At 58.6% G+C, this 24,344-nt stretch carries 26 protein-coding genes; 16 read left to right on the forward strand and 10 right to left on the reverse strand.

The window, feature by feature from the left end; translation table 11 throughout:
* The first annotated feature begins 3 nt into the window (after positions 1-3).
* From ACRZ94_RS00550 to ACRZ94_RS00590, 9 genes are all read left to right on the forward strand, one after another.
* Positions 4-885: an isocitrate lyase/PEP mutase family protein gene (locus ACRZ94_RS00550; RefSeq protein WP_480796436.1), complete on the forward strand. Its 882-nt coding sequence runs from the start codon at positions 4-6 to the stop codon at positions 883-885.
* A gap of 225 nt (positions 886-1,110) precedes the next feature.
* Entirely contained in the window at positions 1,111-1,602 is a 492-nt protein-coding gene (locus ACRZ94_RS00555) for a hypothetical protein (protein ID WP_480651216.1), read from the forward strand.
* 146 nt (positions 1,603-1,748) lie between these two features.
* The gene (locus ACRZ94_RS00560) at positions 1,749-2,774 is read left to right on the forward strand and encodes an alcohol dehydrogenase catalytic domain-containing protein (protein WP_480796437.1); all 1,026 of its coding nucleotides are present in this window, start codon (positions 1,749-1,751) and stop codon (positions 2,772-2,774) included.
* 75 nt (positions 2,775-2,849) lie between these two features.
* The gene (locus ACRZ94_RS00565; protein WP_480651213.1) at positions 2,850-3,725 is read left to right on the forward strand and encodes a branched-chain amino acid ABC transporter permease; all 876 of its coding nucleotides are present in this window, start codon (positions 2,850-2,852) and stop codon (positions 3,723-3,725) included.
* Between the two features lie 4 nt (positions 3,726-3,729).
* On the forward strand, positions 3,730-4,827 hold the full coding sequence (locus ACRZ94_RS00570; protein WP_480796438.1) for a branched-chain amino acid ABC transporter permease: 1,098 nt from the start codon (positions 3,730-3,732) through the stop codon (positions 4,825-4,827).
* A complete protein-coding gene (locus ACRZ94_RS00575; RefSeq protein ID WP_480796439.1) occupies positions 4,824-5,588 on the forward strand; it encodes an ABC transporter ATP-binding protein in 765 nt (254 codons plus the stop codon). The genes ACRZ94_RS00570 and ACRZ94_RS00575 overlap by 4 nt, the downstream gene beginning before the upstream one ends.
* On the forward strand, positions 5,585-6,358 hold the full coding sequence (locus tag ACRZ94_RS00580) for an ABC transporter ATP-binding protein (RefSeq protein WP_480796440.1): 774 nt from the start codon (positions 5,585-5,587) through the stop codon (positions 6,356-6,358). The genes ACRZ94_RS00575 and ACRZ94_RS00580 overlap by 4 nt, the downstream gene beginning before the upstream one ends.
* A 5-nt stretch (positions 6,359-6,363) precedes the next feature.
* On the forward strand, positions 6,364-8,250 hold the full coding sequence (locus ACRZ94_RS00585; protein WP_480796441.1) for an AMP-dependent synthetase/ligase: 1,887 nt from the start codon (positions 6,364-6,366) through the stop codon (positions 8,248-8,250).
* 29 nt (positions 8,251-8,279) lie between these two features.
* Complete coding sequence (locus tag ACRZ94_RS00590; protein ID WP_480796442.1) at positions 8,280-9,440, forward strand: ABC transporter substrate-binding protein; 1,161 nt, start codon at positions 8,280-8,282, stop codon at positions 9,438-9,440.
* Between the two features lie 56 nt (positions 9,441-9,496).
* On the opposite strand, the gene rpsI is transcribed toward ACRZ94_RS00590, so the two are convergent.
* The 3 genes from rpsI to ACRZ94_RS00605 form a co-directional block, all read right to left on the reverse strand.
* A complete protein-coding gene (rpsI, locus tag ACRZ94_RS00595) occupies positions 9,497-9,982 on the reverse strand; it encodes a 30S ribosomal protein S9 (protein WP_480590939.1) in 486 nt (161 codons plus the stop codon).
* A gap of 5 nt (positions 9,983-9,987) precedes the next feature.
* Entirely contained in the window at positions 9,988-10,446 is a 459-nt protein-coding gene (gene rplM, locus ACRZ94_RS00600) for a 50S ribosomal protein L13 (protein ID WP_039536983.1), read from the reverse strand.
* Positions 10,447-10,611: 165 nt separating this feature from the next.
* Positions 10,612-12,006: an aminotransferase-like domain-containing protein gene (locus tag ACRZ94_RS00605; RefSeq protein ID WP_480651201.1), complete on the reverse strand. Its 1,395-nt coding sequence runs from the start codon at positions 12,004-12,006 to the stop codon at positions 10,612-10,614.
* Between the two features lie 99 nt (positions 12,007-12,105).
* Between ACRZ94_RS00605 and ACRZ94_RS00610 the strand changes: the two genes are divergently transcribed.
* Positions 12,106-12,333 carry a DUF1127 domain-containing protein gene (locus tag ACRZ94_RS00610; RefSeq protein WP_480651199.1) on the forward strand — a complete coding sequence of 76 codons (228 nt, stop codon included), beginning with the start codon at positions 12,106-12,108 and terminating at the stop codon, positions 12,331-12,333.
* Positions 12,334-12,388: 55 nt separating this feature from the next.
* On the opposite strand, the gene ACRZ94_RS00615 is transcribed toward ACRZ94_RS00610, so the two are convergent.
* Positions 12,389-12,832 carry a PaaI family thioesterase gene (locus tag ACRZ94_RS00615; RefSeq protein ID WP_480796443.1) on the reverse strand — a complete coding sequence of 148 codons (444 nt, stop codon included), beginning with the start codon at positions 12,830-12,832 and terminating at the stop codon, positions 12,389-12,391.
* Between the two features lie 58 nt (positions 12,833-12,890).
* Here ACRZ94_RS00615 and ACRZ94_RS00620 point away from each other — a divergent pair, with 58 nt between their 5' ends.
* From ACRZ94_RS00620 to gluQRS, 4 genes are all read left to right on the forward strand, one after another.
* Positions 12,891-13,676 (forward strand): enoyl-CoA hydratase, encoded by a 786-nt coding sequence (locus ACRZ94_RS00620; protein WP_480796444.1) that lies wholly within the window; start codon positions 12,891-12,893, stop codon positions 13,674-13,676.
* Positions 13,677-13,927: 251 nt separating this feature from the next.
* Positions 13,928-15,268 carry a methylenetetrahydrofolate--tRNA-(uracil(54)-C(5))-methyltransferase (FADH(2)-oxidizing) TrmFO gene (gene trmFO / locus ACRZ94_RS00625; protein ID WP_480796445.1) on the forward strand — a complete coding sequence of 447 codons (1,341 nt, stop codon included), beginning with the start codon at positions 13,928-13,930 and terminating at the stop codon, positions 15,266-15,268.
* A gap of 37 nt (positions 15,269-15,305) precedes the next feature.
* Positions 15,306-15,920 carry a class I SAM-dependent DNA methyltransferase gene (locus ACRZ94_RS00630; RefSeq protein ID WP_480796446.1) on the forward strand — a complete coding sequence of 205 codons (615 nt, stop codon included), beginning with the start codon at positions 15,306-15,308 and terminating at the stop codon, positions 15,918-15,920.
* A complete protein-coding gene (gene gluQRS, locus ACRZ94_RS00635) occupies positions 15,917-16,795 on the forward strand; it encodes a tRNA glutamyl-Q(34) synthetase GluQRS (protein ID WP_480796447.1) in 879 nt (292 codons plus the stop codon). The genes ACRZ94_RS00630 and gluQRS overlap by 4 nt, the downstream gene beginning before the upstream one ends.
* A gap of 5 nt (positions 16,796-16,800) precedes the next feature.
* Here the strand turns inward: gluQRS and hisI are convergent, their stop codons facing one another.
* On the reverse strand, positions 16,801-17,190 hold the full coding sequence (hisI, locus tag ACRZ94_RS00640) for a phosphoribosyl-AMP cyclohydrolase (protein ID WP_480796448.1): 390 nt from the start codon (positions 17,188-17,190) through the stop codon (positions 16,801-16,803).
* A gap of 48 nt (positions 17,191-17,238) precedes the next feature.
* On the opposite strand from hisI, the gene ACRZ94_RS00645 reads away from it, so the two are divergent.
* Both ACRZ94_RS00645 and ACRZ94_RS00650 read left to right on the forward strand, forming a co-directional pair.
* On the forward strand, positions 17,239-17,691 hold the full coding sequence (locus ACRZ94_RS00645; RefSeq protein ID WP_480796449.1) for an iron-sulfur cluster assembly scaffold protein: 453 nt from the start codon (positions 17,239-17,241) through the stop codon (positions 17,689-17,691).
* A 54-nt stretch (positions 17,692-17,745) separates the two neighbouring features.
* The gene (locus ACRZ94_RS00650; RefSeq protein WP_480796450.1) at positions 17,746-18,384 is read left to right on the forward strand and encodes a MarC family protein; all 639 of its coding nucleotides are present in this window, start codon (positions 17,746-17,748) and stop codon (positions 18,382-18,384) included.
* A gap of 183 nt (positions 18,385-18,567) precedes the next feature.
* Here ACRZ94_RS00650 and ACRZ94_RS00655 read toward each other — a convergent pair whose 3' ends face one another.
* From ACRZ94_RS00655 to sciP, 5 genes are all read right to left on the reverse strand, one after another.
* On the reverse strand, positions 18,568-18,690 hold the full coding sequence (locus ACRZ94_RS00655; protein WP_480796451.1) for a hypothetical protein: 123 nt from the start codon (positions 18,688-18,690) through the stop codon (positions 18,568-18,570).
* Between the two features lie 111 nt (positions 18,691-18,801).
* Positions 18,802-20,892, reverse strand: a complete 2,091-nt coding sequence (recG, locus tag ACRZ94_RS00660; RefSeq protein ID WP_480796452.1) for an ATP-dependent DNA helicase RecG — start codon at positions 20,890-20,892, stop codon at positions 18,802-18,804.
* Positions 20,889-23,015 (reverse strand): NAD-dependent DNA ligase LigA, encoded by a 2,127-nt coding sequence (ligA, locus tag ACRZ94_RS00665; RefSeq protein ID WP_480796453.1) that lies wholly within the window; start codon positions 23,013-23,015, stop codon positions 20,889-20,891. Before ligA ends, recG begins: the two co-directional genes overlap by 4 nt.
* Before the next feature lie 120 nt (positions 23,016-23,135).
* Positions 23,136-23,852 carry a response regulator transcription factor CtrA gene (gene ctrA / locus ACRZ94_RS00670; protein ID WP_480651176.1) on the reverse strand — a complete coding sequence of 239 codons (717 nt, stop codon included), beginning with the start codon at positions 23,850-23,852 and terminating at the stop codon, positions 23,136-23,138.
* Positions 23,853-23,934: 82 nt separating this feature from the next.
* A complete protein-coding gene (gene sciP / locus ACRZ94_RS00675; RefSeq protein WP_480796454.1) occupies positions 23,935-24,228 on the reverse strand; it encodes a CtrA inhibitor SciP in 294 nt (97 codons plus the stop codon).
* Between the last annotated feature and the right edge of the window lie 116 nt (positions 24,229-24,344).

The following is a 24,344-nucleotide window of genomic DNA, read 5'->3' on the forward strand; positions in this document are numbered from 1 at the left end:
AAAATGACCCAAACCGCGCGCTTGCGAAGCCTTTTGCAACAAGATCGCTGTCACATCATGCCCTGCTGTTTTGACGCGCTGTCCGCGAAACTCATCGCGCAGGAAGGCTATGATCTGACCTTCATGTCAGGCTTTGCAGCATCGGCCAGCAGGATTGGCGAACCCGATCTGGGCCTGATGAGCTATGGTGAGGTTCTGGATCAGGCCCGCAACATTGCGGGCGCGGTCAATATACCCCTGATCGGAGATGGCGATACCGGTTATGGAAACGCCATGAATGTCCGCCGCACGGTTGAGGGCTTTGCCCGCGCTGGCTGTGCGGCGGTAATGATCGAGGACCAACTGGCCCCCAAACGCTGTGGTCACACGCCGGGCAAGGCCGTTGTGAGCCGTGATGAAGCCTATGACCGCATCCGCGCTGCGGTGGATGCACAGACCGAGCTGCAAGAGGCCGGTCAAGATATCATGATCCTTGCACGGACCGATGCGCGCCACGAACACGGCATGTCCGAGGCAATCGCCCGGGCGGAACGCTTTGCCGAACTTGGGGCGGACATCCTGTTTGTCGAAGCCCCCAAGACCGAGGTTGAGATGCGGGTGATCTGCAGCGCCCTGCCCGGCCCAAAGATGGCCAATATCGTTGAGGGCGGCGAAACCCCCGACCTGCCGAACGCGGTGTTGCGTGACATTGGCTATTCCATTGCCGCCTATCCGCTGTCTTTGATGGCCGTTGCAATGCAGGCCATGGTCCAGACCCTTGGCGCAATGCGCAACGACGAGCGCCCCGGATTGATGGAGTTCTCAGAACTGCGCCGCAGGATTGGGTTCGATGACTATTATGAAACCTCCGAACGGTATCGTACGTCCAGCCGTCAGGCCGAATGACCAAAAGTGTTAGGTCAACGTCGAACACGCCCGTGCGCAGACAGCCTTTGATCACACGCGCACTTCGTTTGATCCAATGATCCGGCATGTTGTTGCCGTCCGTATTGGCCGGACCGGCGAACCCCGGCTCAATCCATGGAAATGAAAATAGTTTCAGGGATTTCCCCCTTTGCCTTCGGTTAGAATCCCATCACCAAGGCGGCACATTTTCCAAAGGAGACTCTCATGTCGCGTACTCTATTACTTGCAGTCGTCATCGCCGGACTTGGCGCTGGCGCCTATTATTACCTGACCCAACCTGAACCCACCCCTGCTGAGCAATTGGAAACAGCGGCACAAGACGTAGGGGATGCCGTCAGTGAAGCGGCAAGCTCAGTTTCCGAGCAAGCCAGTGACGCGGCCTCATCCCTTGTCGATCAGGCATCGGACGCGGCAGAACAAGCCAGCGAAGCAGCAACCGATCTGGCCAACCAGGCTGGTGAGGATGCGGCCGCACTGGCCAATCAGGGTCAGGACCTTCTGAACAGCTGGATCGAAAGCGGCGCCTTGTCGCTTGAGAATTTTGACTATGACACGGTGATGACCTCGATCGAGGACAGCGATCTGGCGCAAGAGATGAAAACACAGGCCATCCAGATTCTGGAGGATATCCAGGCATCGCCGGAAACCATCGCGATCAAACTGCAAGAGCTCAGAACTTTGCTGAGCGGACAGTGACCGAACCCCTTGCGTAAGGTCACACACGCGGAGCGTTGACCCGTTCCGTGGTATTTGTTTCGCTGCAAGACAAACGGCAAAGCGGAGAATTCGCTTTGCCGAACTGCGACAGATACCCCGTCGCAAGGATTTCTGAAGGAGCCCCCATGCCCGACCTGCCAGCAACCATGTTTGCCGTTATTCAAACTCAGGATGGCTATTCCGGCCAGGCTACAGGGCCGTCACTTGAGGACGCGTCTGATTGGTTGGCCGAGGCAGAGCTGCCTGTTCCCAACCCCGGGCCGGGTGAAGTATTGATCCGACTACGCGCCGCATCGGTGAACCCGTCCGACATCCATTTCATCAAGGGCGAATACGGACAGCCGCGTGTCCAAGGGGCCGCTGCCGGGTTCGAAGGCTGCGGAGATGTGGTGGCCACCGGCGCTGGGGCTGAGGCCCTGCAGGGTCAGCGCGTGGCTTTTGTCGCCGCCGCCGGTGCCTGGGCGGAATATGTGGTCACGCAGGCTTTGATGTGCATCCCCCTGCGCCCTGACATCTCGGACGATGACGGGTCCGCCCAGATCGTAAATCCGATGACCGCAATGGCGATGGTTGATATTGCAAGGGCGGCGGGCGATGCGTTTGTTGTCTCGGCTGCGACCAGTCAGTTGGGCAAACTGATGTGCAGCCTCGGGCGCGATCTGGGGTTGAAGCCCATCGCGCTGGTCCGCCGCGCTGAGGCCGTCAGCGCTTTGCAGGATCTGGGAGCCTATGCGGTGCTGGTGACTTCGGACCCGGATATGCCCGAGCAATTTGCGTCCCTCAGCCAACAGCTGAAACCCCGCGTGTTTCTGGACGCAGTTGCCGATCAGCTTTCGGAGCAGGTGTTTTGCGCCATGCCGAACGGCGCCCGGTGGGTGTGCTATGGCAAGCTGAGCGCCGAGTTGCCGAAGCTCACGCAGATGGGCCAGTTGATCTTTATGGGCAAACGGATCGAGGGGTTCTGGCTGACGAAATGGATGACCTCAACCCCTCCGGCCGATCAGATGCGCGTTGTGTCCGAGGTGCAGGCCCGATTTGCAGACGGACGATGGAAAACCGATGTTTCTGAACGGCTTGCGCTGCGAAATGTGGTCTCTGATCTGGCGGGCGCGCTGAAAAAGAGTGACGGAAAGGTGATAATCACGCCATAGTGATCCCAAGCCTTGGGGGCGCAGCGACCTCTGCGGCATCAACAACGCCGGGCAAACCGGTATTGGGAGGTGAACTTGGACAACGCGCAGCTGCTAATCAGCGGGCTGGCGAATGGCTGTGTCTACGGCCTGATCGCGCTTGGATTTGTTCTGATTTACAAAGCGACCGAAGCGGTGAATTTCGCGCAGGGCGATTTCATGATGTTGGGGGCCTTTGTCACCATCGGACTGACAAACACCGAATATATGGGGCTGCCTTTCTGGCTGGCGCTGCCAATCTCATTGGGGATCATGGGCGCGCTTGGGTATCTTTTGGATCGTCTGATCATCCGACGGCTGTTCGGAGAAAGCCAGACCGCTGTGGTGATCCTGACCATCGCTTTGGGCTTTGTGATCCGCTTTGTGGCCGGGCTGATCTGGGGGCATGAGCCGCAGACGCTGCAGAACCCGCTGGCCGGGAAAGAGGTGCGGTTCGGCGGGCTGGTTCTGGGGATGGAGGATGTGGCTGTCATCATCGTCACCATCCTGTTGACCTGGGGGCTGTATGTCTTCTTCAGCCGCACCAAGCTGGGTCTGGCGATGCAGGGGGCCTCACAAAACCAGTTGGCGGCGTATTACATGGGCGTTCCTGTCAAACGGGTGCAGGGCTTTATCTGGGGTTTGGCGGGTGTTGTGGCCGGGATCGCCGGCATTCTGTTCGCCGCCAAAGGGTCTGTCGACCCGACCACGGGTCTGCTGGGGATTAAGGCCTTTGCCGCCGCCGTTATTGGCGGTTTCGGCAGCCTGCCCGGCGCGCTGGCCGGAGGGCTGATCGTTGGTGTCATCGAACCCTTCGCCAGCCGCTATGTCGCCGCAGGCTATAGCCAGATCGCGCCTTATGCGTTGCTGCTGGCCGTACTGATCTTCCGGCCCAACGGGCTGTTCAGTCAGGTTCGGGTCAAAAAGGTCTAGGGGCATGCGGATCGTTTTCAAAACCAGCTACATGCAGGACATCCGCCCTTGGAAAGATGGCTATCAACTGGGCCTCTACCTGATCTTGCTGGCGGTCGTCGCGGCGGCCCCGTGGTGGCTGGACGATTTTTATCTGGGTGAGCTGACAAACGTCCTGATCTGGGCCATTGCCGGTCTGGGCCTGATGGTGCTGACCGGCCATACCGGTCAAGTCAGTCTGGGCCACGCCGCGTTTCTGGCCTTTGGGTGCTATGCAAATGTCATCTTGCTTGAGGCGGGCGTGCCGTTTTTGATCGCCTTTCCACTGGCCGGTATCTTGACCGGCATTGCGGGCGTAACCGTCGCAATCCCCGCCCTGCGACTGCATGGCATCTATCTGGCGATCTTCACCATGGCGTTGTCGATCCTGATGGATGACGTCATCGTTCTGGCCGAACCGATCACGGGCGGCGTTGGCGGCAAGTTCATCGGCGGGGTCGATATTTTTGGCCTGACCATCGATCGTTGGGGCACCCCTGCCCCCTTTTTCTGGTTGGTGCTGGTTGTCGCCGTTCTGGTGACGCTGGGATACATCAACCTGCTGCGTGCACCTTTGGGGCGCAGCTTCATCGCTGTGCGCGATTCCGAGGTCTCGGCGCAGGCGATGGGTATCGATATCGCGCGGACCAAGATGATTTCATTCGCGCTGTCTTGCGCGGTCTCGGGTTGGGCAGGCGCGTTGATGGGCATGTTCTCGGGCGCGTTCAACAATGAGACGTTCAGCGTTTTGATCTCAATCCAGTTGCTGATGATGATCGTAATCGGCGGGCTGGGGTCGATTCACGGCGCGTTTCTGGGCGCGATTGTCATCGGTTTCCTGCCTCAGTTTCTATCGATCTCAAAGGAATATGTCGGCGCTTTGTTCGGCGGCAACACTGTTGCCATTCCAGGGCTGGAGTTTGGCATCTTTGGAATGATCCTTATCGCGTTCATCCTGTTCGAACCGATGGGCATGTACGGGCGCTGGCTGAAAATCCGCACCTGGTTTGAGTTGTTCCCCTTCTACCGCAAGGACATGTTCAAACGGCAGAAATCCTACCTTAAGACGGAGCGCCTGAGATGAGCCTGCTCGCGTTCCAGAACGTCACCCTGAAATTCGGCGGCCTGACGGCGGTGAACGACCTGTCCTTTTCGGTCGAAGAAGGTGAGGTCTTTGCCATCGTTGGCCCCAATGGCGCGGGCAAATCGACCGTGTTCAACCTGATCTCGCGGTTCTATGACCCGTTTGACGGATCGATCCGTTTTGACGGGCATGATCTGTTGCAGGTCAAACCCTCGGGCGTGGCAGCTTATGGCGTGGCGCGCACGTTCCAGAACATTGAGCTGTTCGAACATGCCACCGTGCTGCAGAACCTGCTGGTCGGGCGGCACCGCCATCGCAAGACCAACCTGCTGTCCGAGGTGCTGTTCTTACCCTCGGCCCGACGACAAGAGATCGAGAACCGTGAAAAGGTCGAGCAGATCATCGATTTCCTCGATTTGCAGGCGTATCGCGACAAGATGATCTCGGGCCTTCCTTATGGTGTGCGCAAAGTGGTCGAGGTCGCCCGCGCGCTGGCCACCGACCCCAAGCTGCTGTTGCTGGACGAACCGGCCTCGGGCCTGTCGGTCGAAGAGACCACGGATATGCGCTGGTGGATCGACGATATCCGGCGGCAGATGGGGATCACGGTGCTTATGGTCGAACATGACATGGGGCTGGTCTCGGGCGTATCCGACCGGGTGCTGGCGATGGCCGACGGTGCGATGCTGGCGCTGGGGACTCCGGCGCAGGTGCAATCGCACCCGGCGGTCGTCGAAGCTTATCTAGGCAAAGCTTCATGAACGCGCCGATCCTGACCATCCGCAATGTCGAAAGCTTTTATGGCCCGATCATGGCCATTCGCGGTGTGTCGCTGGACGTGCATCCGGGGCAGATCGTCTCGATCCTTGGCGCGAATGGCGCTGGCAAGACAACGCTGATGAAGACCGTGTCGGGCGTGATGGACCCAGAAAAGGGCAAGATCACCTTTGACGGTGAAGAAATCCAAGGGTCCGAGCCCCATAAGGTTGTGCAAAAAGGCATCGTCCACGTGCCTGAGGGGCGCGAGGTCTTCCCCCTGCTGACGGTAGACGAGAACCTCAGCCTAGGGGCCTATACCGCCTCGGACAAAGGCCAGATCGATCATGATCGCGAGCTGGTCTTTTCCTATTTCCCGATCCTGAAAGAACGCCGCACCCAAGAGGCCGGAACCCTGTCTGGCGGACAGCAGCAGATGCTAGCCATCGGGCGTGGGCTGATGGCGAGCCCCAAGATCATGCTGCTGGACGAACCCTCGCTGGGTCTGTCGCCGCTGCTGGTGCAGGAAATTTTCGGCATCCTCAAACGCCTGAATGACGAACAGGGCATGACCATGATGCTGGTTGAGCAGAACGCCAATGCAGCGCTGGAACTGGCCCACCATGGGTACGTGATGGAGGTCGGGCGCATCGTCATGGACGGTGCGGCGGATATGTTGATGCAATCCGAAGACATCCAGAACTTCTACCTGGGCGTGCAGGAAGAAGGCACGCGGGAAAACCGCCGCTGGAAACGCAAAAAGACCTGGAGGTAAGTGGCATGAACATCAGCACCCTGCCCCCACAAGCCCGGATCAACGGCGTGCAATACAACGCGACGCCCGGACAACGGCCCGTTCTGGTCGACGAATGCAGGACCATCTGCGAACTGTTTCAGAAACGCTGCGCCGATCTGGGGGCGCGGACGGCGCATCGTGAAAAAGACCTCGGCATCTGGAAATCCTACAGCTGGGCCGACTACTGGCAGCATGCGACATGGATCGGACTGGCCCTGCGCAAGCTGGGGCTGCAACGGGGCGAGGTCGTCTCGATCCTGTCCGAGGACCGCAAGGAATGGGCGTGGTTCGATATGGGTATTCAGGGGGTCGGCGGGATTACCTCGGGCGTCTACACCACCGATTCCGCCAAGCAATTGAAATACCTGATCAATGACAGCGACAGCCGCTTTCTTGTCGTCGAGAATGAAGAGCAGCTGGACAAGTTCCTAGAAATCGAAGACGAGGTGCCGGGCCTGCTGAACGTCATCGTTCTTGAGGACGAAGGCCTGCACGATCTACACCACGACCGCTGTGTGATGATCGGCGATCTCTATGACCTCGGACGTCAGGCCAAGGCAGACGATCCCAGCCGGTTCCAGAGTGAAATCGCCCTGGCCTCGCCGCAGGATACCGCCCTTTTGGTCTATACCTCTGGCACGACCGGCATGCCCAAAGGGGCGATGCTGAGCCATGAAAACATTCTGGCTGCGATCGAGGCTGGAGCGCATGCCCTGCCCACTTTGGAAAGTGATGAGCAGCTTTGTTTTCTGCCGCTCTGCCATATTCTTGAGCGCGACGTGTCGGTCTATTTGCCGCTGGCTTCGAAATGTGTGGTGAATTTCGCCGAAAGCCCCGAGACCGTGTTTGCCAACCTGCAAGAGGTCTCGCCCTCGACCTTCACCGCGGTTCCGCGCGTGTGGGAGAAGATTTATTCCTATGTCCAAATCCTGACACAGGACGCAACCCCTGCTGGGCGCACCGCGTTTCGCATGGCGTTGAAGGCTGGCTTTGCCCGCGCCGAATACATCCTGTCGGCGCAGCCCGTTCCCCCTGCGATTGCCGCGCAATTCTGGCTGTGGGACAGGCTGGTCCTGCGCAATCTGCGGCGGATGCTGGGGTTGGATCGGCTGCGCCGGGGCGGTTCCGGGGCCGCGCCCATTTCAGCGGATTTGCTGAAATGGTATTGGGCCATTGGTGTGCCACTGGTCGAAGGATTTGGCATGACCGAAACCTCGGGTCTGGCCACCCTGAACACGACGCAGAACAACAAGGTTGGCACCATCGGGCGCGCGGTGCCCGGCAATGACGTGCGCATCTCAGACGACGGTGAAATCCAGATCAAGGGTCTGAATGTCTTTCAGGGCTATTGGCGCAACAACGCCAAAACCGCCGAGACCTTCACTGCCGATGGCTGGCTGCGCACCGGTGATATGGGGCAAATCGACAGCGACGGCTATGTCACCATCACCGGCCGCCTGAAAGACATCATCATCACAGCGGGCGGCAAGAACATCACCCCGGCCGAGATCGAAAGCCGGTTGAAATTCAGCCCCTATATCTCGGATGCAGTCGTTATCGGTGATCAACGCAAATACCTGACGGCGCTAATAATGATCGATCAGGAAAACGTTGAGAAATTCGCACAGGATCGCAAGGTTCCGTTTTCGAACTTTGCCTCGCTCTGCGCCGCGACGGAGGTTCGGGACCGGATCGGCGCAGAGGTGGAAGCCGTCAACAGAGACTTCGCGCGGGTTGAACAGATCAAGGATTTCCGCCTGATCAACGTGCTGCTAACCGCCGACGATGATGAGCTGACGGCCACGATGAAGCTCAAGCGCAGCTTTGTCGAAAAGAAACACGCACATCTCATTGAAGACATGTACAAATAGAAAAGGGTTTACCCAAAGGGAGGAGAAACATGAGGAACGTGATCCAACGGTTGACTGCCGCCACCGCTTTGGCCGCCGCTGCCACGATGGCCAACGCACAAACGCAGGGTGTAACCGACGATGAGATCGTCATCGGCTCGGTCAATGACCTGAGCGGTATTTTCGCCGCCGTCGGCGTTCCCGCCACCAAAGGGGCCAATGTCGTGTTTGACCGTGTCAACGCCGAGGGCGGCGTGCATGGGCGCACCATCCGCTTTGTGGTTGAGGATAACGGCTATCAAATGCCGCGCGCTATGCAGGGTTATAACAAACTGCTCAATCGCGACAAGGTGTTTGCCATGATGCAATCGCTGGGCACGCCCATGAATATGGCGGGATTTAAGCTGTTGGACCCAAAGGGTATTCCAAACGTTGCCCCGCTGACCGCTGCGCGGCAGATGTTGCAGGAACCGATGGATAACAAGTTCACCTCGTTCTCGACCTATTTCGATCAAAGCCGCGTTGGTGTGAAATACTTGGCTGACACGTTCGGGTCGCAAAGCGTCTGCACCATGTACCTGCCCACCGATTTTGGTGAAGAGATCCTCGAGGGCAGTCAGGCCGGTGCCGAAGAGGCCGGGATCGCCTTTGTGTCCGAGACCACGCATAAACCTGATGAAACCGATTTTGTGGGCTCGTTGAGCAAGCTCAAGGAAGAAGGCTGCGATATCGTCACCATGGCCCTTGGCGTGCGTCAGGCAATCACCGTCGTTGGCACGGCCAAGAAGATGGGCCTGACGGATATGAAATTCCTGGGCACATCGGCCAGTTTCCTGACCGTCGTGGCGCAAGTTCCCGGCGGGGTGACGGATGGGTTCTACGCCGCGGCGTCCTGGCAGGACCTGTGGGCACGTGCTGATGAGCCCGCGCCGGCCGCGTTCATTGAGGAATACAAAGCCGCGACCGGAGAAGACCCCGTCGGTTTTGCCATGCTGGGCTATTCCGCCGCCGAGATGATGGTCAAAGCGCTTGAGGCCGCAGGCCCCGACCTGACACATGAAAGCTTTATCGCCGCGATGGAGTCGTTGAACTACACGGATGAGCTGGTCGGCAATGAGATCACCTATGGTCCCGATGACCATCAAGGGGCTGACACGGTTTTCGTCAATGTGGTCGAAAACGGTGCCTGGAAGCTGGTTTACGAGGAATAAGCCAACAAAAAAGGGCTCGCATTTGCGAGCCCTTTGAAAGTCGTATTCCGCAGCGATTAACGCTTGGAGAACTGGAACGAACGACGCGCTTTGCGCTTACCGTATTTCTTACGTTCCACAACGCGGCTGTCGCGGGTCAGGAAGCCAGCGGCTTTCAGGGCACCACGCAGGCTGGGATCGTACAGCTGCAGCGCTTTCGAGATGCCGTGCTTGACCGCACCGGCCTGACCGGTCAGGCCACCGCCTTTGACGGTTGCAACAACGTCGAACTCACCTTCTACACCGGCAACCTGGAACGGCTGGCGCAGGATCAGCTGCAGAACGGGACGCGCAAAGTACTTGTCCTGGTCTTTGCCGTTCACGGTGACCTTGCCGGAACCCGGCTTGATCCAAACGCGGGCAACAGCGTCTTTACGCTTGCCGGTGGCGTAGGAGCGGCCCAGTTCGTCACGGACGGGCTCGCGCACGATGACTTCTTCGGCGACGGCTTCGACGCCTGCAACGGCGCTCAGCTCTTCGAGAGTATTGATCTGATCAGCCATGGTCATTAGCTCCGGGTGTTTTTCTTGTTCATGGACTTAACGTCCAGAACTTCGGGCGCTTGCGCCTCATGGGGATGCTCGGCACCGGCGTAAACGCGCAGGTTGGTCATCTGCTGGCGCGCCAGACGGTTGCCCGGCAGCATGCGCTTGACCGCCTGGGTCACGACGCGCTCGGGGTGTGCGCCTTCGAGGATCTGCTGCTTGGTGCGCGACTTGATGCCGCCCGGGTGACCCGTGTGCCAGTAGAAGTTTTCTTCGCGCTTCTTGCCGGTCATCTGGATTTTGTCAGCGTTGATCACGATGACATTGTCGCCCATGTCCATGTTCGGGGTGAACGACGCTTTGTGCTTGCCACGCAGACGCATGGCGACGATCGAGGCAAGACGGCCCAGAACAACGCCCTCGGCGTCGATCAGGATCCATTTCTTGTCGATGTCTGCAGGTGTTGCAGAAAAGGTTTTCATGGCAGGATAGTCCTGTTTGATGTGAAAGACCGCCCCATAGGTCGGAGCGGCCCGAATTCGATGGAGCGTATTTAGAGGGGAGCGCGGTGTAGGTCAACAACAGCAATGCCTTTTAAGTTAAGCAAAAACAATACCTTAAAAAAAAGGTATTATTTTACCCCACTATTAGACGCTGATTTGCTCGGGTGGATTGTCCAAAAGGCCGCGCAGCCGCTGCATCGCATTTTCGAATGAGCTTTTCGCCACACGCGCATTGATGGCAATCCGTACCGCATGTGGGGCCCGACCATCGCGCAAAGCAAACTCGTCGGCGGAGCGGATTTGCACCCCTTCTGCCGCAGCGGCACGGCAAAACGCGGCAGAGCGCCAACCCGAGGGCAGTTTGAGCCACACGAACGGCACTTCGTAATGCCAAGTCAGATCAAAGCCGCCCAGTGTATTCACGGCGATCATGACGTATTTTGCAACGCCGTCCCGAACACTTTGGGCCAATTGCCGACTGCGGGGGTCGGACAGCAATATGCGCGTGACCTCGGCCAGCGGATGCGCAAGGCCAAAAAAGCCGTATTCGGCGACTTGCCGCAACTCGCTGCCCCGGCCTCGCGGCGCGATGGCAAAGCCGACCCGCAGAGCCGGGGTTAGGGTTTTCGAGATCGAACTCACATGCCAACCACTTTCCGGCATCAAAGCCCGATAGCCGGGCGCGCGGGCATCGCCGATGCGATAACAATCGTCCTCCAATATCTCCATCCCATGCTTGCGTGCGACACGCACCAACGCCTGCCGCCGTTCGATCGGAGTGTGCGTCGCCGTGGGATTTTGCACTTCGGGCGAGGTGCAAAACACCTGCGCCTTGGTTTGCCGCGCCAAGGCATCCAGCGCTTCGGGCAGGACGCCATGTTCGTCCATCGGCACCCCAACCACATCGGCCCGCAAAATCTGGGCCGAGCGCCGAAATCCTGCATAAGAAAGGTCTTCGACCAGAATTGTTGGCGCGGGGCCTTTCAGTACCGTTTGCAACACCAGCGAAATCGCATTCTGCCCGCCATGGGACAGGACCACGTCGCTTTCGTTGAGAACGCCCAAGGGCACATCGCTCAACCAATCGACGACGGCCTGCCGGACCGGTCTGTACGCGTCCCGGCTGGGGTAGTTCAGAAAATCCTCGGCCGGGCCTTTGGAGGTTTCGACAAGGGCGGCACGGACCGCACTCACCTGCCCTACGTCTGGCAGCAATGGGCTGAACAGGCGAACAGCGTCGGTCTCGGGCGGTTCGGTCTGCCGCGCCCAAATATCATCCAGGACCGGAGTGCGCGGCTGGGCGACAAATGTACCACGTCCGACCTCGGCCTGTAGCAAACCTTCATCGGTCAGAATCGTGTAGGCTCGCGCAACTGTTCCCGGTGTTATTTGTAACCGATACGCCAGTTCCCGCACCGGCGGCAGTTTCGTACCAACTTCCAGCAGCTTGTTATCAATGGCTTTTCGGATTGTGTCGGCCACCAATGTGTATTTAGGACCTTTGGACTTTGGCAGGGAGTCGGGCCAAATTGTATCCATTACAATTCTTCCTTTGATTTTGACACAATCAAGAATGTATCAAATATATGTACCGAACATTTACGCTTTGTGTCAATACAATTTGAAAGGATACCCACTATGACACGCGCTATGCACACCCCCGCCCTTATGTTGCTGAACGACAGCCCCCGGCTGCCGCTGGTCGCATCGCTGGCAGTACGGTTTGCGGCGACTGTGACAAAGTGGGAACGCCAACGCCGCAGCCGTGTGAACCTGTCAAATCTGGATGACCGGATGCTCAAGGATGTCGGGCTGACCAGATACCAGGCCCGTCAGGAATACAGCCGCTATTTCTGGCAGGACTAAGCTTCCCCAGTCCCATTTCGGGACCTCTTCCTGGCCGGGCATTGCCCGGCCTTTTTTATCCGAACGCTGCCGCTGCGGACCCTTCGGGCGGAAGGGAATAGGTCATTGCGGCCCGCGCCACGGGCTTGTCTGATCCTTCCGAGAACATCAGCACATCGCCAACCGCAAGGCTGCGCCCCAGTTTCAGCAACCGGCAATGGGCGATCATATCCTTGCCCCCTTCGGGTTTTCGCAGGAAATCCAATGAGCTGTTGGTGGTCACCGCCAGCGATTGCCGCCCCTTGCGCGCCAGCACCATGGCATAGACACAGACATCCGCCAGCCCGAACATGGACGGCCCCGAGACCGTTCCGCCGGGGCGCAGGTGTTTGTCCTGAACGATCAGGCGCATGACGATCGTATCGTCGGTCAGGTCCTCGACCACGAAGTCGCTATGGACCTGAGGAAAGACCTGCCGCAGGTAATCCATCAACCCGTCCCGATCCATTGCCAACGCCATGCTTCCCCTCCGTGCTCTGCCGACCTAGAGTTGGCCTGACATCAGATCGGAGGGCAAGATGGCAATTCTGGAACGTAACGACAAAGACGCGGTGGCGACCCTGAAAATGAACGCACCCGAACGTCTGAATGCCCTCAGCGACGAGATGCTGGCCGCCCTTCAGACAGAATTCAACGCCCTGCGCGACGACAGCACGATTCGCGCCGTGATCCTCAGGGGCGAAGGCAAGGCGTTCTGCGCGGGTCACGATCTGAAACAGATGACGGCTGGGCGGCAGGCCGAAGATGGCGGCAAAGCTTATTTCGAGGACCTGTTTTCCCGATGCGCCAGGATGATGCTGTCGATCCAGTCCCTGCCCCAGCCCGTTATCGCGCAAGTCCACGGCATCGCCACCGCTGCGGGCTGTCAGCTGGTGGCCACCTGCGATCTTGCGGTTGCGGCTGAAGGTACGCGATTTGGCGTCAACGGTGTGAATATCGGCCTGTTCTGCTCGACCCCCATGGTGGCGCTGAGCCGCAACATCCCACGCAAACGCGCGTTTGAGATGCTGACCACTGGCGATTTCATATCAGCCGAAAAAGCGGCTGAACTGGGGCTGATCAACCGTGTTGTGCCGGAAATGCTGCTGGAGCATGAAACCTCGGCCCTTGCGGATCAGTTGGCGTCCAAGCTGGAATCGGCGGTAAAGATCGGCAAACAAGCCTTTTACCAGCAGCTCGATATGCCCATTGAACAGGCCTATTCCTACACCGGAGAGGTAATGGCACAGAATATGCTGCATAGGGATACCGAAGAAGGAATATCTGCATTTATCGAAAAAAGACCGCCAAATTGGCATCAATGAGGCGATTGTTGTCAACATTTTTAAGGACTGTTCGCATTTTTGCACTTTTCAAAAAGGCAACACTGTGGCAAAGCTGGGACAGGGCGAAAGCCTTGGATACATTTTTTGGGTCGCCGTGGGCGGAAGGTCCCTCCAAGCTGGTTTCTCTCACCGGCGTTGACATACCCGCAGCGGCGACCCCAAAATCCCCTCTCTCAATTTCCTGACCTGATCCGTTGCGTTGTGCTGTGCTGTGCCCTATGTGGCAGCCCATGACACAGAAATTGCATATCGTGGGCGGCGGGATGGCCGGGTCCGAGGCCGCATGGCAGGCGGCGGAAATGGGCGTGGATGTGGTGATCCACGAAATGCGCCCCAAGGTCGGCACCTTTGCGCACCAAACCGGCAACCTGGCCGAGATGGTGTGTTCAAACTCTTTCCGCTCCGACGATGACGAACAAAACGCGGTTGGTCTGCTGCATTGGGAAATGCGTGCCGCAAACGGTTTGATCATGACCACCGCCGATGCGCATCGCCTGCCCGCTGGCGGCGCGCTGGCCGTGGACCGCGACCCCTTTGCCGAGGCCGTTACAGCCAAGCTGCGCGCACACCCCCGCGTCGAGGTTACGGATGAAGAGGTCACCGCCCTGCCCGACGACGGCCATTGGATCTTTGCAACCGGCCCGCTGACCTCGGCCGCGCTGGGTGAGGCTATTCGCCTCGAAACCGGCGCCGAGTCCCTGGCGTTCTTTGATGCCATTGCCCCCATCGTCTACGCCGACAGCATCGACATGAGCAAAGCGTGGATGCAATCGCGCTATGACAAGGGTGAGACCGAGGAAGAACGTACCGCCTATCTCAACTGCCCGATGGATCGCGATCAGTACGAGGCGTTCATCGATGCCCTTCTGGCCGCCGACAAGACCGAGTTCCACGAGGGCGAAACCGCAGGCTATTTCGATGGTTGCCTGCCGATCGAGGTGATGTCGGAACGTGGCCGCGAAACCCTGCGCCATGGCCCGATGAAGCCGGTTGGCCTGACGAACCCGCACCAGCCGGACGTCAAACCGCATGCGGTGGTGCAGTTGCGCCGGGACAATGCGCTTGGCACGCTGTTCAATATCGTGGGCTTTCAGACCAAGATGAAATACGGCGCGCAGACCGAGGTGTTCCGTATGATCCCGGGTCTGGAAAACGCCAGCTTTGCGCGGTTGGGCGGAATTCACCGGAATACGTTCATCAACTCTCCCACCCTTTTGGACGCGCAGATGCGGTTGAAATCCAAGCCCAACATCCGCTTTGCCGGGCAGATCACCGGGGTTGAGGGCTATGTGGAAAGTGCGGCCATGGGGTTGTTGGCAGGCCGGCTGGCAGCGGCTGAAATCATGGGCCAAACGCTGCCCGAAGTGCCGCAGGACAGCGCCATGGGGGCCTTGATCCACCACATCACCGGTGGCGCCGAGGCCAAGACCTTTCAGCCGATGAACGTCAATTTTGGCCTGTTCCGTCCTGTCGATGGGCTGAAAGGCGGTCGCCGTGGGCGTAAGGACCGGTACAAAGCCTATACGGATCGCGCCAAAGCCGAATGGAAAAGCTGGCTGTCGCATTGCTGACTGGACGTCTTGGGCCTGCCCGGCGTAACATCAGTGCATGAGCGACGAGAACTTCAAAGACGCCTACGCCTTGGAAAACCCCAAGGATACACATGCACACTATCAAAAATGGGCAGCCTCTTATGACGCTGAAGTTGGCGCACACGGCTACGCCACCCCAGGTCGGGTGGCCGAAGCGTTGTGGTCAAAAATGCCGGAACCTCAGACACCTCTGCTGGACTACGGATGTGGCACCGGCCTGTCGGGCGAGGCCCTGAAGGCCGCCGGATTTCAGGTGATCGACGGGGTAGATCCGACGCCCAAGATGCTTGAGGGTGCTGAGGCCAAAGGTATCTACCGCACCTTGTCCACGTTTGAGATCACCGATCCGAACCCTTTGGAAAAAGATGCTTACAAAGCTATTGCCGCGATTGGTGTGATCGGCGCGGGGGCCGCACCGCCCAGTGTTTTAGACATGTTGATGCATGCGCTGCCTAAAAACGGGCTTTTGGCGTTTTCCTTCAACGATCAAACGCTTAAGGACGTGTCCTATACCTGTCGCCTGAATGACTGGCTGGACATGGGCGCAGCCCGGTTGCTGTTTCGGGAATATGGTCCTCACCTGCCCGGGATGGACTTGAAGTCAGACGTCTATATTGTTGAGAAAGCGTGACATTTAGAACCCGGTTTGCGCCATCCCCCACAGGACCTTTGCATTTGGGGCACGCCTACTCGGCGCTGCTGGCCCATGATTTGGCAACGGTTCGGGGCGGTGAATTTTTGCTGCGCATTGAAGACATCGATCAGTCCCGCTCTCGCCCCGATTGGGAAGAGCAGATTTACGATGATCTGCAATGGCTGGGTCTGGACTGGCCCGAACCCGTGATGCGTCAGTCTGAGCGGTCCGGGGCCTATGATGCCGCTCTGGACGATCTGTGGGCGCGTGGGCTGCTTTATCCCTGCACCTGCAACCGCAAGGACATTGCCGCCGCCGCAAGCGCTCCGCAGGAAGGTGCACCACTGCTTGGGCCGGATGGGATCATCTATCCCGGAACGTGCCGGACAAAATGGCGCGATGCGATGGCGCAAGAGCCGCGCCCTAAAGACATCCCATTGCGCCTGAACATGGCTGCGGCAGGTCGTTTGATCCTGTCACAAAACGCAGAACCTATGGGTTCTTTTCTGGAAAACGGAGACGGAGAAACCGGAACGATCCTGTTCACACCAGATGAATTGACAGAAACGATCGGTGACGTCGTGCTGTCCCGGCGCGACATGGGAACGTCCTATCACCTGTCCGTCGTGTTGGATGACGCAGCCCAAGGGATAACCCATGTCATTCGCGGTCAGGATCTGTTCGAAGCCACCCGCATTCACGTTGTCCTGCAGGCTCTGCTTGGCTTGTCGACCCCACAATACCTGCACCATCGCCTGATCCGCGACGACGCAGGCAAACGACTGGCAAAACGCGACGACGCGCGGGCGATTTCGAAATACCGGGCCGAGGGGGCCTCGCCCGCTGATATTCGACGCATGGTGGGCCTCTGACCCGATCACTCCATCGGGGACATCAGTTCAACCTGCTGCCCGTCCCGCACTGCGGTGTAAAAGCAGGTCCGCCGGTTGGTGTGACAGGCCGCACCGGTCTGGTTGATCAGAACCAAAATGCAATCACTGTCGCAGTCAAAGCGGAAATCCACCAGTTCTTGCGTATGGCCCGAGGTCTCGCCCTTGATCCAAAATGACTGGCGCGACCGCGACCAATAGGTGACGCGCCCGGTTTCCAACGTCTTTTCAATGGCCTCAACATTCATCCAGGCCATCATCAGCACCTCGCCCGACTGCGCATCCTGTGCAATCGCGGGGATCAGACCAGCCTCGTTAAACTTCAGAGCGGATGGGTCGAAAGTAGCAGTGGCGGACATAAGAAAAACCTTTTGCATCCCGGTGGATGCTCACTATGTATGAGGAACGGACAACGAGGGAAAGCCATGTCTGGCGAGAACGATCTGATCAAGCTCTATTCCAGCCGCATTCTGGCACTGGCTGCGGATATCCCACATCTCGACCGGCTCAAGGATGCCGATGCCACGGTCAAAAAGCGCTCGCCCCTGTGTGGGTCTACCGTCACTGTCGATGTCAAGATGCAGGACGGCCGGGTGGCAGAGTTTGGTCAGGATGTGAAAGCCTGCGCGCTGGGTCAGGCGTCTGCCTCGGTTGTTGGGGGCGCAATTGTCGGCGCGACGCGCTCACAGGTGGAAACCGCGCGCGATCAGTTGTCTGCGATGCTGAAAAAAGACGGGCCCGCGCCGGACGCGCCTTTTGACGGGCTTGAGGTCCTGATGCCTGCGCGCGACTATAAAAATCGCCATGCTTCGATCCTGTTGTCGCTTGAGGCTGCGGCCGAGGCGATGGAGCAAGCCGAACAGGCTAATTGCGCATAACAATAGCATTTTTCGCCAATCCGAGGTAGTCACAGATAACGCCGGGGGATTGGTTTGGAAAAGCTGCTTGAACATTTCGTTACGCTTTGGGTCGTCATCGACCCGATCGGAACCATCCCTGTTTTCATCGCCGTCACGGCAGGTCTGTCCACAAAAGCCCGGCGCAAAACCGCCCTGCTGGCGGCCCTGGTCAGTGCTGGTGTTTTGCTGTTCTTCCTCGTCTTTGGCCAATTGCTGATTGAGGCACTGGATATCGGATTGAATTCCTTCCAGGTCGCGGGCGGCATTATCCTGTTCCTGTTTGCCCTGACCATGATCTTTGGCGAAAGCAAACAGGTTGTAGAGCAGCACGAAGCCGAAGAAGAGATGGAGAAATCTGCCAATAAGCCAAATCCGGCGATTTTTCCGTTGGCTGTTCCGTCACTGGCCTCGCCCGGCGCGATGCTGGCCATTGTCATCCTGACCGACAACCATCGCTACAGCGCCGCAGATCAGGGGATCACAGCGCTGGTCATGCTGACAGTTGTGCTGATTGCCTTTGTGCTGATGCTGCTGGCCGATCCGATCATCCGATTGATCCGCTATTCCGGGGCCGCGATTATCAGCCGCGTGATGGGGATGATCCTGGCCTCGGTCGCGGTCAACTCGGTCCTGTCTGCGATGATCGAGATAATTCGGACCGGTCAGCTATAAAAAAACCGCCGCACCTTCCGGGCGGAAAGGGCGGCGGCAGGTTGTGCGTTTCTCATGTGGGGTCCGGATAGCCGCACGAGGCCGAGGCGGGCCTCTCAAGGGAATTGGGACAGGCAGGTCACCCTTGACTGAAATGGGGATGACAGCGCGGTATTTTCGGCACGAGATCGCAGGCAGAAAGGCTTAGAACGTCCCCGGCAGGTGAAGGGCAACCATCAGCATCACGATCAAAGACACGGCCCCTGCGGCATCCTGCAAAATCGTCGATTGCGAACGGCACAGGGCGGTTTTGATCTGGGTCAGCATGGTCTCACCTCCGGTCGAGATTTAATCCTTTGTTGACCTTTTGTTCTCATATTTTCCCGAGTCGGTAAAGAACTTTTTGAGAACATTTGCGAACTTACAGGAACAAAAATCCTAACCCACTGAAATCAAACGAATTGCCTGATCCTGTTTCATAAGCCACAAAAGAACGCGGGCCGCCTGCCCCCGTTCTGTTTTCAGCTGGGGGTCTGCATTCAATAAGGCCCGCGCATCAGATTGTGCCACGGCCATCAACCCGGCCTGTCTTTCCAAATCAGCGATCTGAAACCGTGGAAGTCCCGATTGGGCCGTGCCAATCAGATCCCCGGCCCCGCGCATCTGCAGATCCGTTTCCGAGATCCGAAACCCGTCCTCGGTTTCCCGCAGGACCTCCAGCCGTTTCCGGCCCCCTTCGCTGAGCGGAGGCTGATACATCAGCAAACAGGTCGAATCCGCCTCGCCCCGGCCAACACGCCCGCGCAGCTGGTGTAGCTGGGCCAGCCCGAAAATCTCGGCCCGCTCAATCACCATGATCGAGGCATTGGGCACGTTGACCCCAACTTCGATCACCGTGGTGGCCACCAAAACCTTGGTTTGACCCTCTTGGAACGCCTTCATCGCGGCGTCTTTGTCGGACGAGGGCATTTGCCCATGGACCAGCCCCACCGTGCCTTCACCCAGGATCGCGCGCAGCCGTTTGAACCGTTCCTCAGCCGCAGTCAGATCGGACACCTCGGATTCGTCGACCAGCGGGCAGACCCAATAACACTGACGCCCCTCTTCAATGGCCCGACGCAGGTGGCTGACCACCTCATCCATGCGGTCGGTGCTGACGATGGCGGTTTTGATCGGTTTCCGCCCGGGCGGTTTCTCGTCCAGCACAGACACGTCCATATCGCCATATTGCGCCAGCGCCAGGCTGCGCGGGATCGGCGTGGCCGTCATCACCAGAACATCAGCGCCCTGCCCCTTTTCCGACAGCTCCATCCGCTGGCGCACGCCAAAGCGGTGCTGTTCGTCCACGATGGCCAGCCTCAGCGCGTGGAACTCTACATCGCTTTGGAAAACGGCGTGGGTGCCGACCAGAATGTGAATATCCCCGTTTTTCAAAGCCGCCAGCTTGGCCCGACGCTCAGCCCCCTTGTCCCGGCCTGTCAGTATTTCCAGAAAAACGCCCGCCTCTTCGGCCAGCGGGCGCAGGCCCTCCAGATGCTGGCGGGCCAAAATCTCGGTCGGAGCCATCATCACGCCCTGCCCGCCGGCCTCAACGGCGACAAGCAGCGCCATGAAGGCCACCAGGGTTTTGCCGGCCCCAACATCCCCCTGCAAAAGCCGGTTCATCCGCGCGTCCGAACCCATGTCGGCGGTGATCTCATCAATCGCCCGCATCTGGGCTCCGGTTGGCTTATATGGCAGGCTGCCCAGAACCCGGGCCTGCAAACGCCCGGTGCCGACGCTGACAACACCCTTGGATTTTCGTTCTCGTTGACGGGCCAAAGCGAGCGTCATTTGATGGGCAAACAGCTCATCATAGGCCAGTCGTTCCCGCGCAGGCGCAAAGGCCGCTACATCATCCGCACCTTTGGGGTTGTGCGCCGCTTCGATGGCCGAGGACCAATCTCCCCACCCCTGCTTGGCGATCAACGCCGGATCGATCCATTCGTCCAGCGTCGGAGCGCGCGCCAACGCACTGCGCGCTGCCTTATACGCCGTTTTCTGCGTGATCCCCTGCGTCAGGTGATAGATCGGCTCGAACTCTGGTATGTCCTGCGCCTGTTCGGGCGGCAACATGTGATCGGGGTGGACCATCTGCGCCATGCCGTCGAACAGTTCCAGCTTGCCCGATACGACCCGCCGCGCCCCTTCCGGCAGCATACGCTTCAGGTAATCCCCGCGTGCGTGGAAGAACACCAACTGGAAATCGGCCTGAGCGTCCTCAACATGAATACGGTAAGCGCCCCCTTTGTTGCGCGGGGGACGGTGCGGGCCAACAGTGATTTCTACGGTCAAAGTCGTCGGCAGATCAGCGCCCTGAATGGTATCGCGACGCCTGCGGTCAATCACGGCATACGGTAGGCTGAACACCAGATCCCGAGGAGATTCGATGCCCGCCTGCCGAAAGGCCTGCGCTGTTTTGGGCCCCACACCGTCAAGCGTTTCCAGCCCGGCAAAAAGCGGGAACAACTGCTCGGGACGGCCACTCATGCGGTGCCGATCAGCTGTAGCCAGCCATCCTCATCCAATGTTTCGATGCCCAGTTCAGCCGCCTTTTTCGCCTTGGATCCCGCGCCCGGGCCTGCCACAAGAATGTCGGTCTTTTTGCTGACCGAGCCTGAAACCTTGGCGCCCAAAGCCTCAGCCCGGGCTTTGGCCTCGGCGCGGGTCATCTTTTCCAACGTGCCAGTGAAGACAACGGTTTTGCCGGCGACCGGGCTGCCCGCGGTGTCGGGGCGTTTGGCATCCTGTACGTCCAACTGCGCGACCAACGCGTCGATACTGGCGCGCTCAGCCTCTTGCGCAAAGGCCGAGACGAGCGCCCGCGCCATAACTTCACCTACGCCGTCGACACCCAGCAAGTCCTCCCATTCAGGGCCTTCGAAATGACCGGCGGCGGTGACGGCTGTCTCAAATTCGGACCACGTGCCGTAATGGGTTGCGACCAGGTTCGACGCGGCCTCACCCATATGCCGAATGCCCAGGGCAAACAGCAGCCGCCCAAAGGGTATCTTGCGCTTTTCATCAATCGCCGCCCATAGATTTCCGGCACTTTGCGCGCCCCAGCCCTTGCGGTTGGCCAGTTTATTCAGGTTCGCGGAATCGCGCGTCTGAAGTGTAAAAATATCAACCGGAGTTCTGATCGGCAGGTCCGGATCGTCATAGAACATCTCAATCTGTTTTGCGCCCAGACCTTCGATGTCAAACGCCTTGCGCGAGACGAAATGCTTCAGCTTTTCCACCGCTTGCGCCGGGCAGATCATCCCACCCGTGCAGCGGCGCACGGCATCCCCTTCTTCCCGCACCGCGTCACTGCCGCATTCGGGGCATTTGGTGGGGAACACGAAAGGTTGCGCGTCGTCGGGGCGTTTCGAGACGTCAACGTCAGCCAGCTTCGGGATCACGTCGCCCGCGCGGTAGACTTGCACCCAATCGCCAACACGGATGTCCTTACCGTCGCGGATTATGCCGCCCCTGGCATCGCGTCCGGCGATATAATCCTCATTGTGCAGCGTGGCGTTCGAGACAACGACACCGCCAACAGTGACCGGATGCAGCCGCGCCACGGGGCTGAGCGCCCCAGTGCGGCCCACCTGAATTTCGATTGCTTCAAGCCGGGTCCAGGCCAGTTCGGCGGGGAATTTATGCGCAATCGCCCAACGCGGAGTGGTCGAGCGGAACCCAAGGCGCCCCTGCAAGGCCAGATCATTAACCTTGTAGACCACACCATCGATGTCATAGCCCAAAGTCGCGCGCTGGGTTTCGATGTCACGGTAATGCGCAAGCATCTGCTCGGTCGTTTCGCACAGCCGGGTCAACGGATTGATCGTGAACCCAAACGCTTTCAATTGCCCGATCGCATCCATTTGCGTGTCGGCCAGCGGCGCGGACAATTCCCCCCATGCATAAGCAAAAAACCGCAGCGGACGGGCGCGGGTGATTGCGGAATCCAGCTGTCGCAAAGACCCGGCTGCTGCATTGCGCGGGTTGGCAAAGGGCTTTTCGCCCGCCTCTTCTTGCCGGGCGTTCAGAGCATCGAAATCCTTGTGGGACATATAGACCTCGCCCCGAACCTCCAGAACATCCGGCGCATCCGGGATCGTTTGGGGAATGTCCGAGATCGTTCGCGCATTGGCGGTGACGTTTTCGCCGACCTCCCCATCGCCGCGGGTGGCGGCCTGCACCAACTGACCGCCCTCATAGCGCAGAGACAGAGACAAGCCGTCGATCTTTGGTTCGGCTGTAAAGGCCAGAGGCTCAGAATCCGTAAGCCCCAGATATTTGCGGATAGACCGGTCAAAATCCTGAACATCTTCGTCATCGAACGCATTGCCCAGCGACATCATGCGCACGGCATGGGTGACTTTCGAGAATCCTTCGGCCGGGCGCGCGCCAACCTGATCTGAAGGGCTGTCCCCCCGTTTAAGATGAGGGAAACGCGCCTCAATTTCTGCGTTGCGGCGTTTGAGCGCGTCGTATTCGGCATCGGAAATCTCGGGCGCGTCTTCTGCGTGATACAGCGTGTTTGCCCGCGCCAGCTGTTGCGCCAATTGCGCCAGTTCCGTCTTCGCGGCGTCCTCAGTCAGCTCAGATACCGGAATCAAATTGCTCATGGCCTCGCCCTGTCAAGTCTTCTTGGACCTCAGTGATAGGGCGAGGCCATGGCTAGGTCCAGATGTGCTGTTCAGTGAGTGCGGCAGGTCGCCCCGGACCACCGGCGACCTATGTTCCAATCAGGCGCCAACGGCCATCCGCGTTTCGTCAAGGCTGTTGCTTTGGGGATCGCGCAGCACATATCCCCGCCCCCAGACCGTTTCAATATAGTTGTCGCCACCAGTGGCGTTGCTGAGCTTTTTGCGCAGTTTGCAGATAAAGACGTCGATAATCTTCAGTTCAGGCTCATCCATGCCGCCATAAAGGTGGTTCAAGAACATCTCTTTGGTCAGCGTGGTGCCCTTACGAAGGCTCAGCAACTCCAGCATCTGGTATTCCTTGCCGGTCAGATGCACCGCTTTGCCTTCGACCTCAACCGTTTTGGCATCCAGATTCACCGCGACCTGCCCAGTGTGTATGATCGACTGAGAGTGCCCTTTCGAGCGGCGAATGATGGCATGAATGCGGGCCACCAGTTCTTCGCGGTGGAATGGCTTGGTCATGTAATCATCGGCGCCAAATCCGAAGCCCTTGATTTTGTTCTCGGTATCGTCCGCACCGGACAGGATCAGGATCGGCGTTTCGACCCGCGCCATGCGCAATTGACGCAGAACTTCGTGTCCGTTCATGTCCGGCAGGTTCAGGTCCAGAAGGATCAGGTCATAGTCATAAAGCTTTGCCAGATCGATGCCTTCCTCGCCAAGGTCCGTCGCATAGACGTTAAGGTTGGCGTGCGTCAGCATCAGTTCGATGCTTTTGGACGTGGTCGGATCATCCTCGACAAGAAGTATACGCATTTACTGCTCCAATTCGGGTCAATTTACCAATTCAAACTGAGCCTGATCAAAAATGGTTAATCTGACGTTACCGTTGAATCATTTATTCACTTTCACCTTTAGGTTGTCGATATTTTTTTAACGCTGTGACCTTCAAAGCCTCGGTTCCGTGCTCTGCCACAGCAGAAACCCAGGAATTGAACTCTTCATCGCTCAGCCCATAGCGTTTTTTGGCGTCCGACAGGGAGATCAACCCATAGACGACCCCACGCACTACGATTGCCTTGCGCGATGCGACCCACCGGGTCGTGTCCTTTGGGGGCAAGTCCGCCCGGGATAAAACCGTTCCATCCGGCAGGGTTACAGACCTTGGTCCCTCTACTTTGTGCAAATACATCTTTCGGTCCTCTTCGTGCTGCGACAAAGCTGACACCAGCCTACTTAATGCAGGGTGAAACCGCCCCTTGAGAGTGTGTAGAATTTTCCTATATTCTGCCGGTCTTTCTTAACCCG

This window comes from Ruegeria sp. CH10 (genome assembly GCF_056537125.1).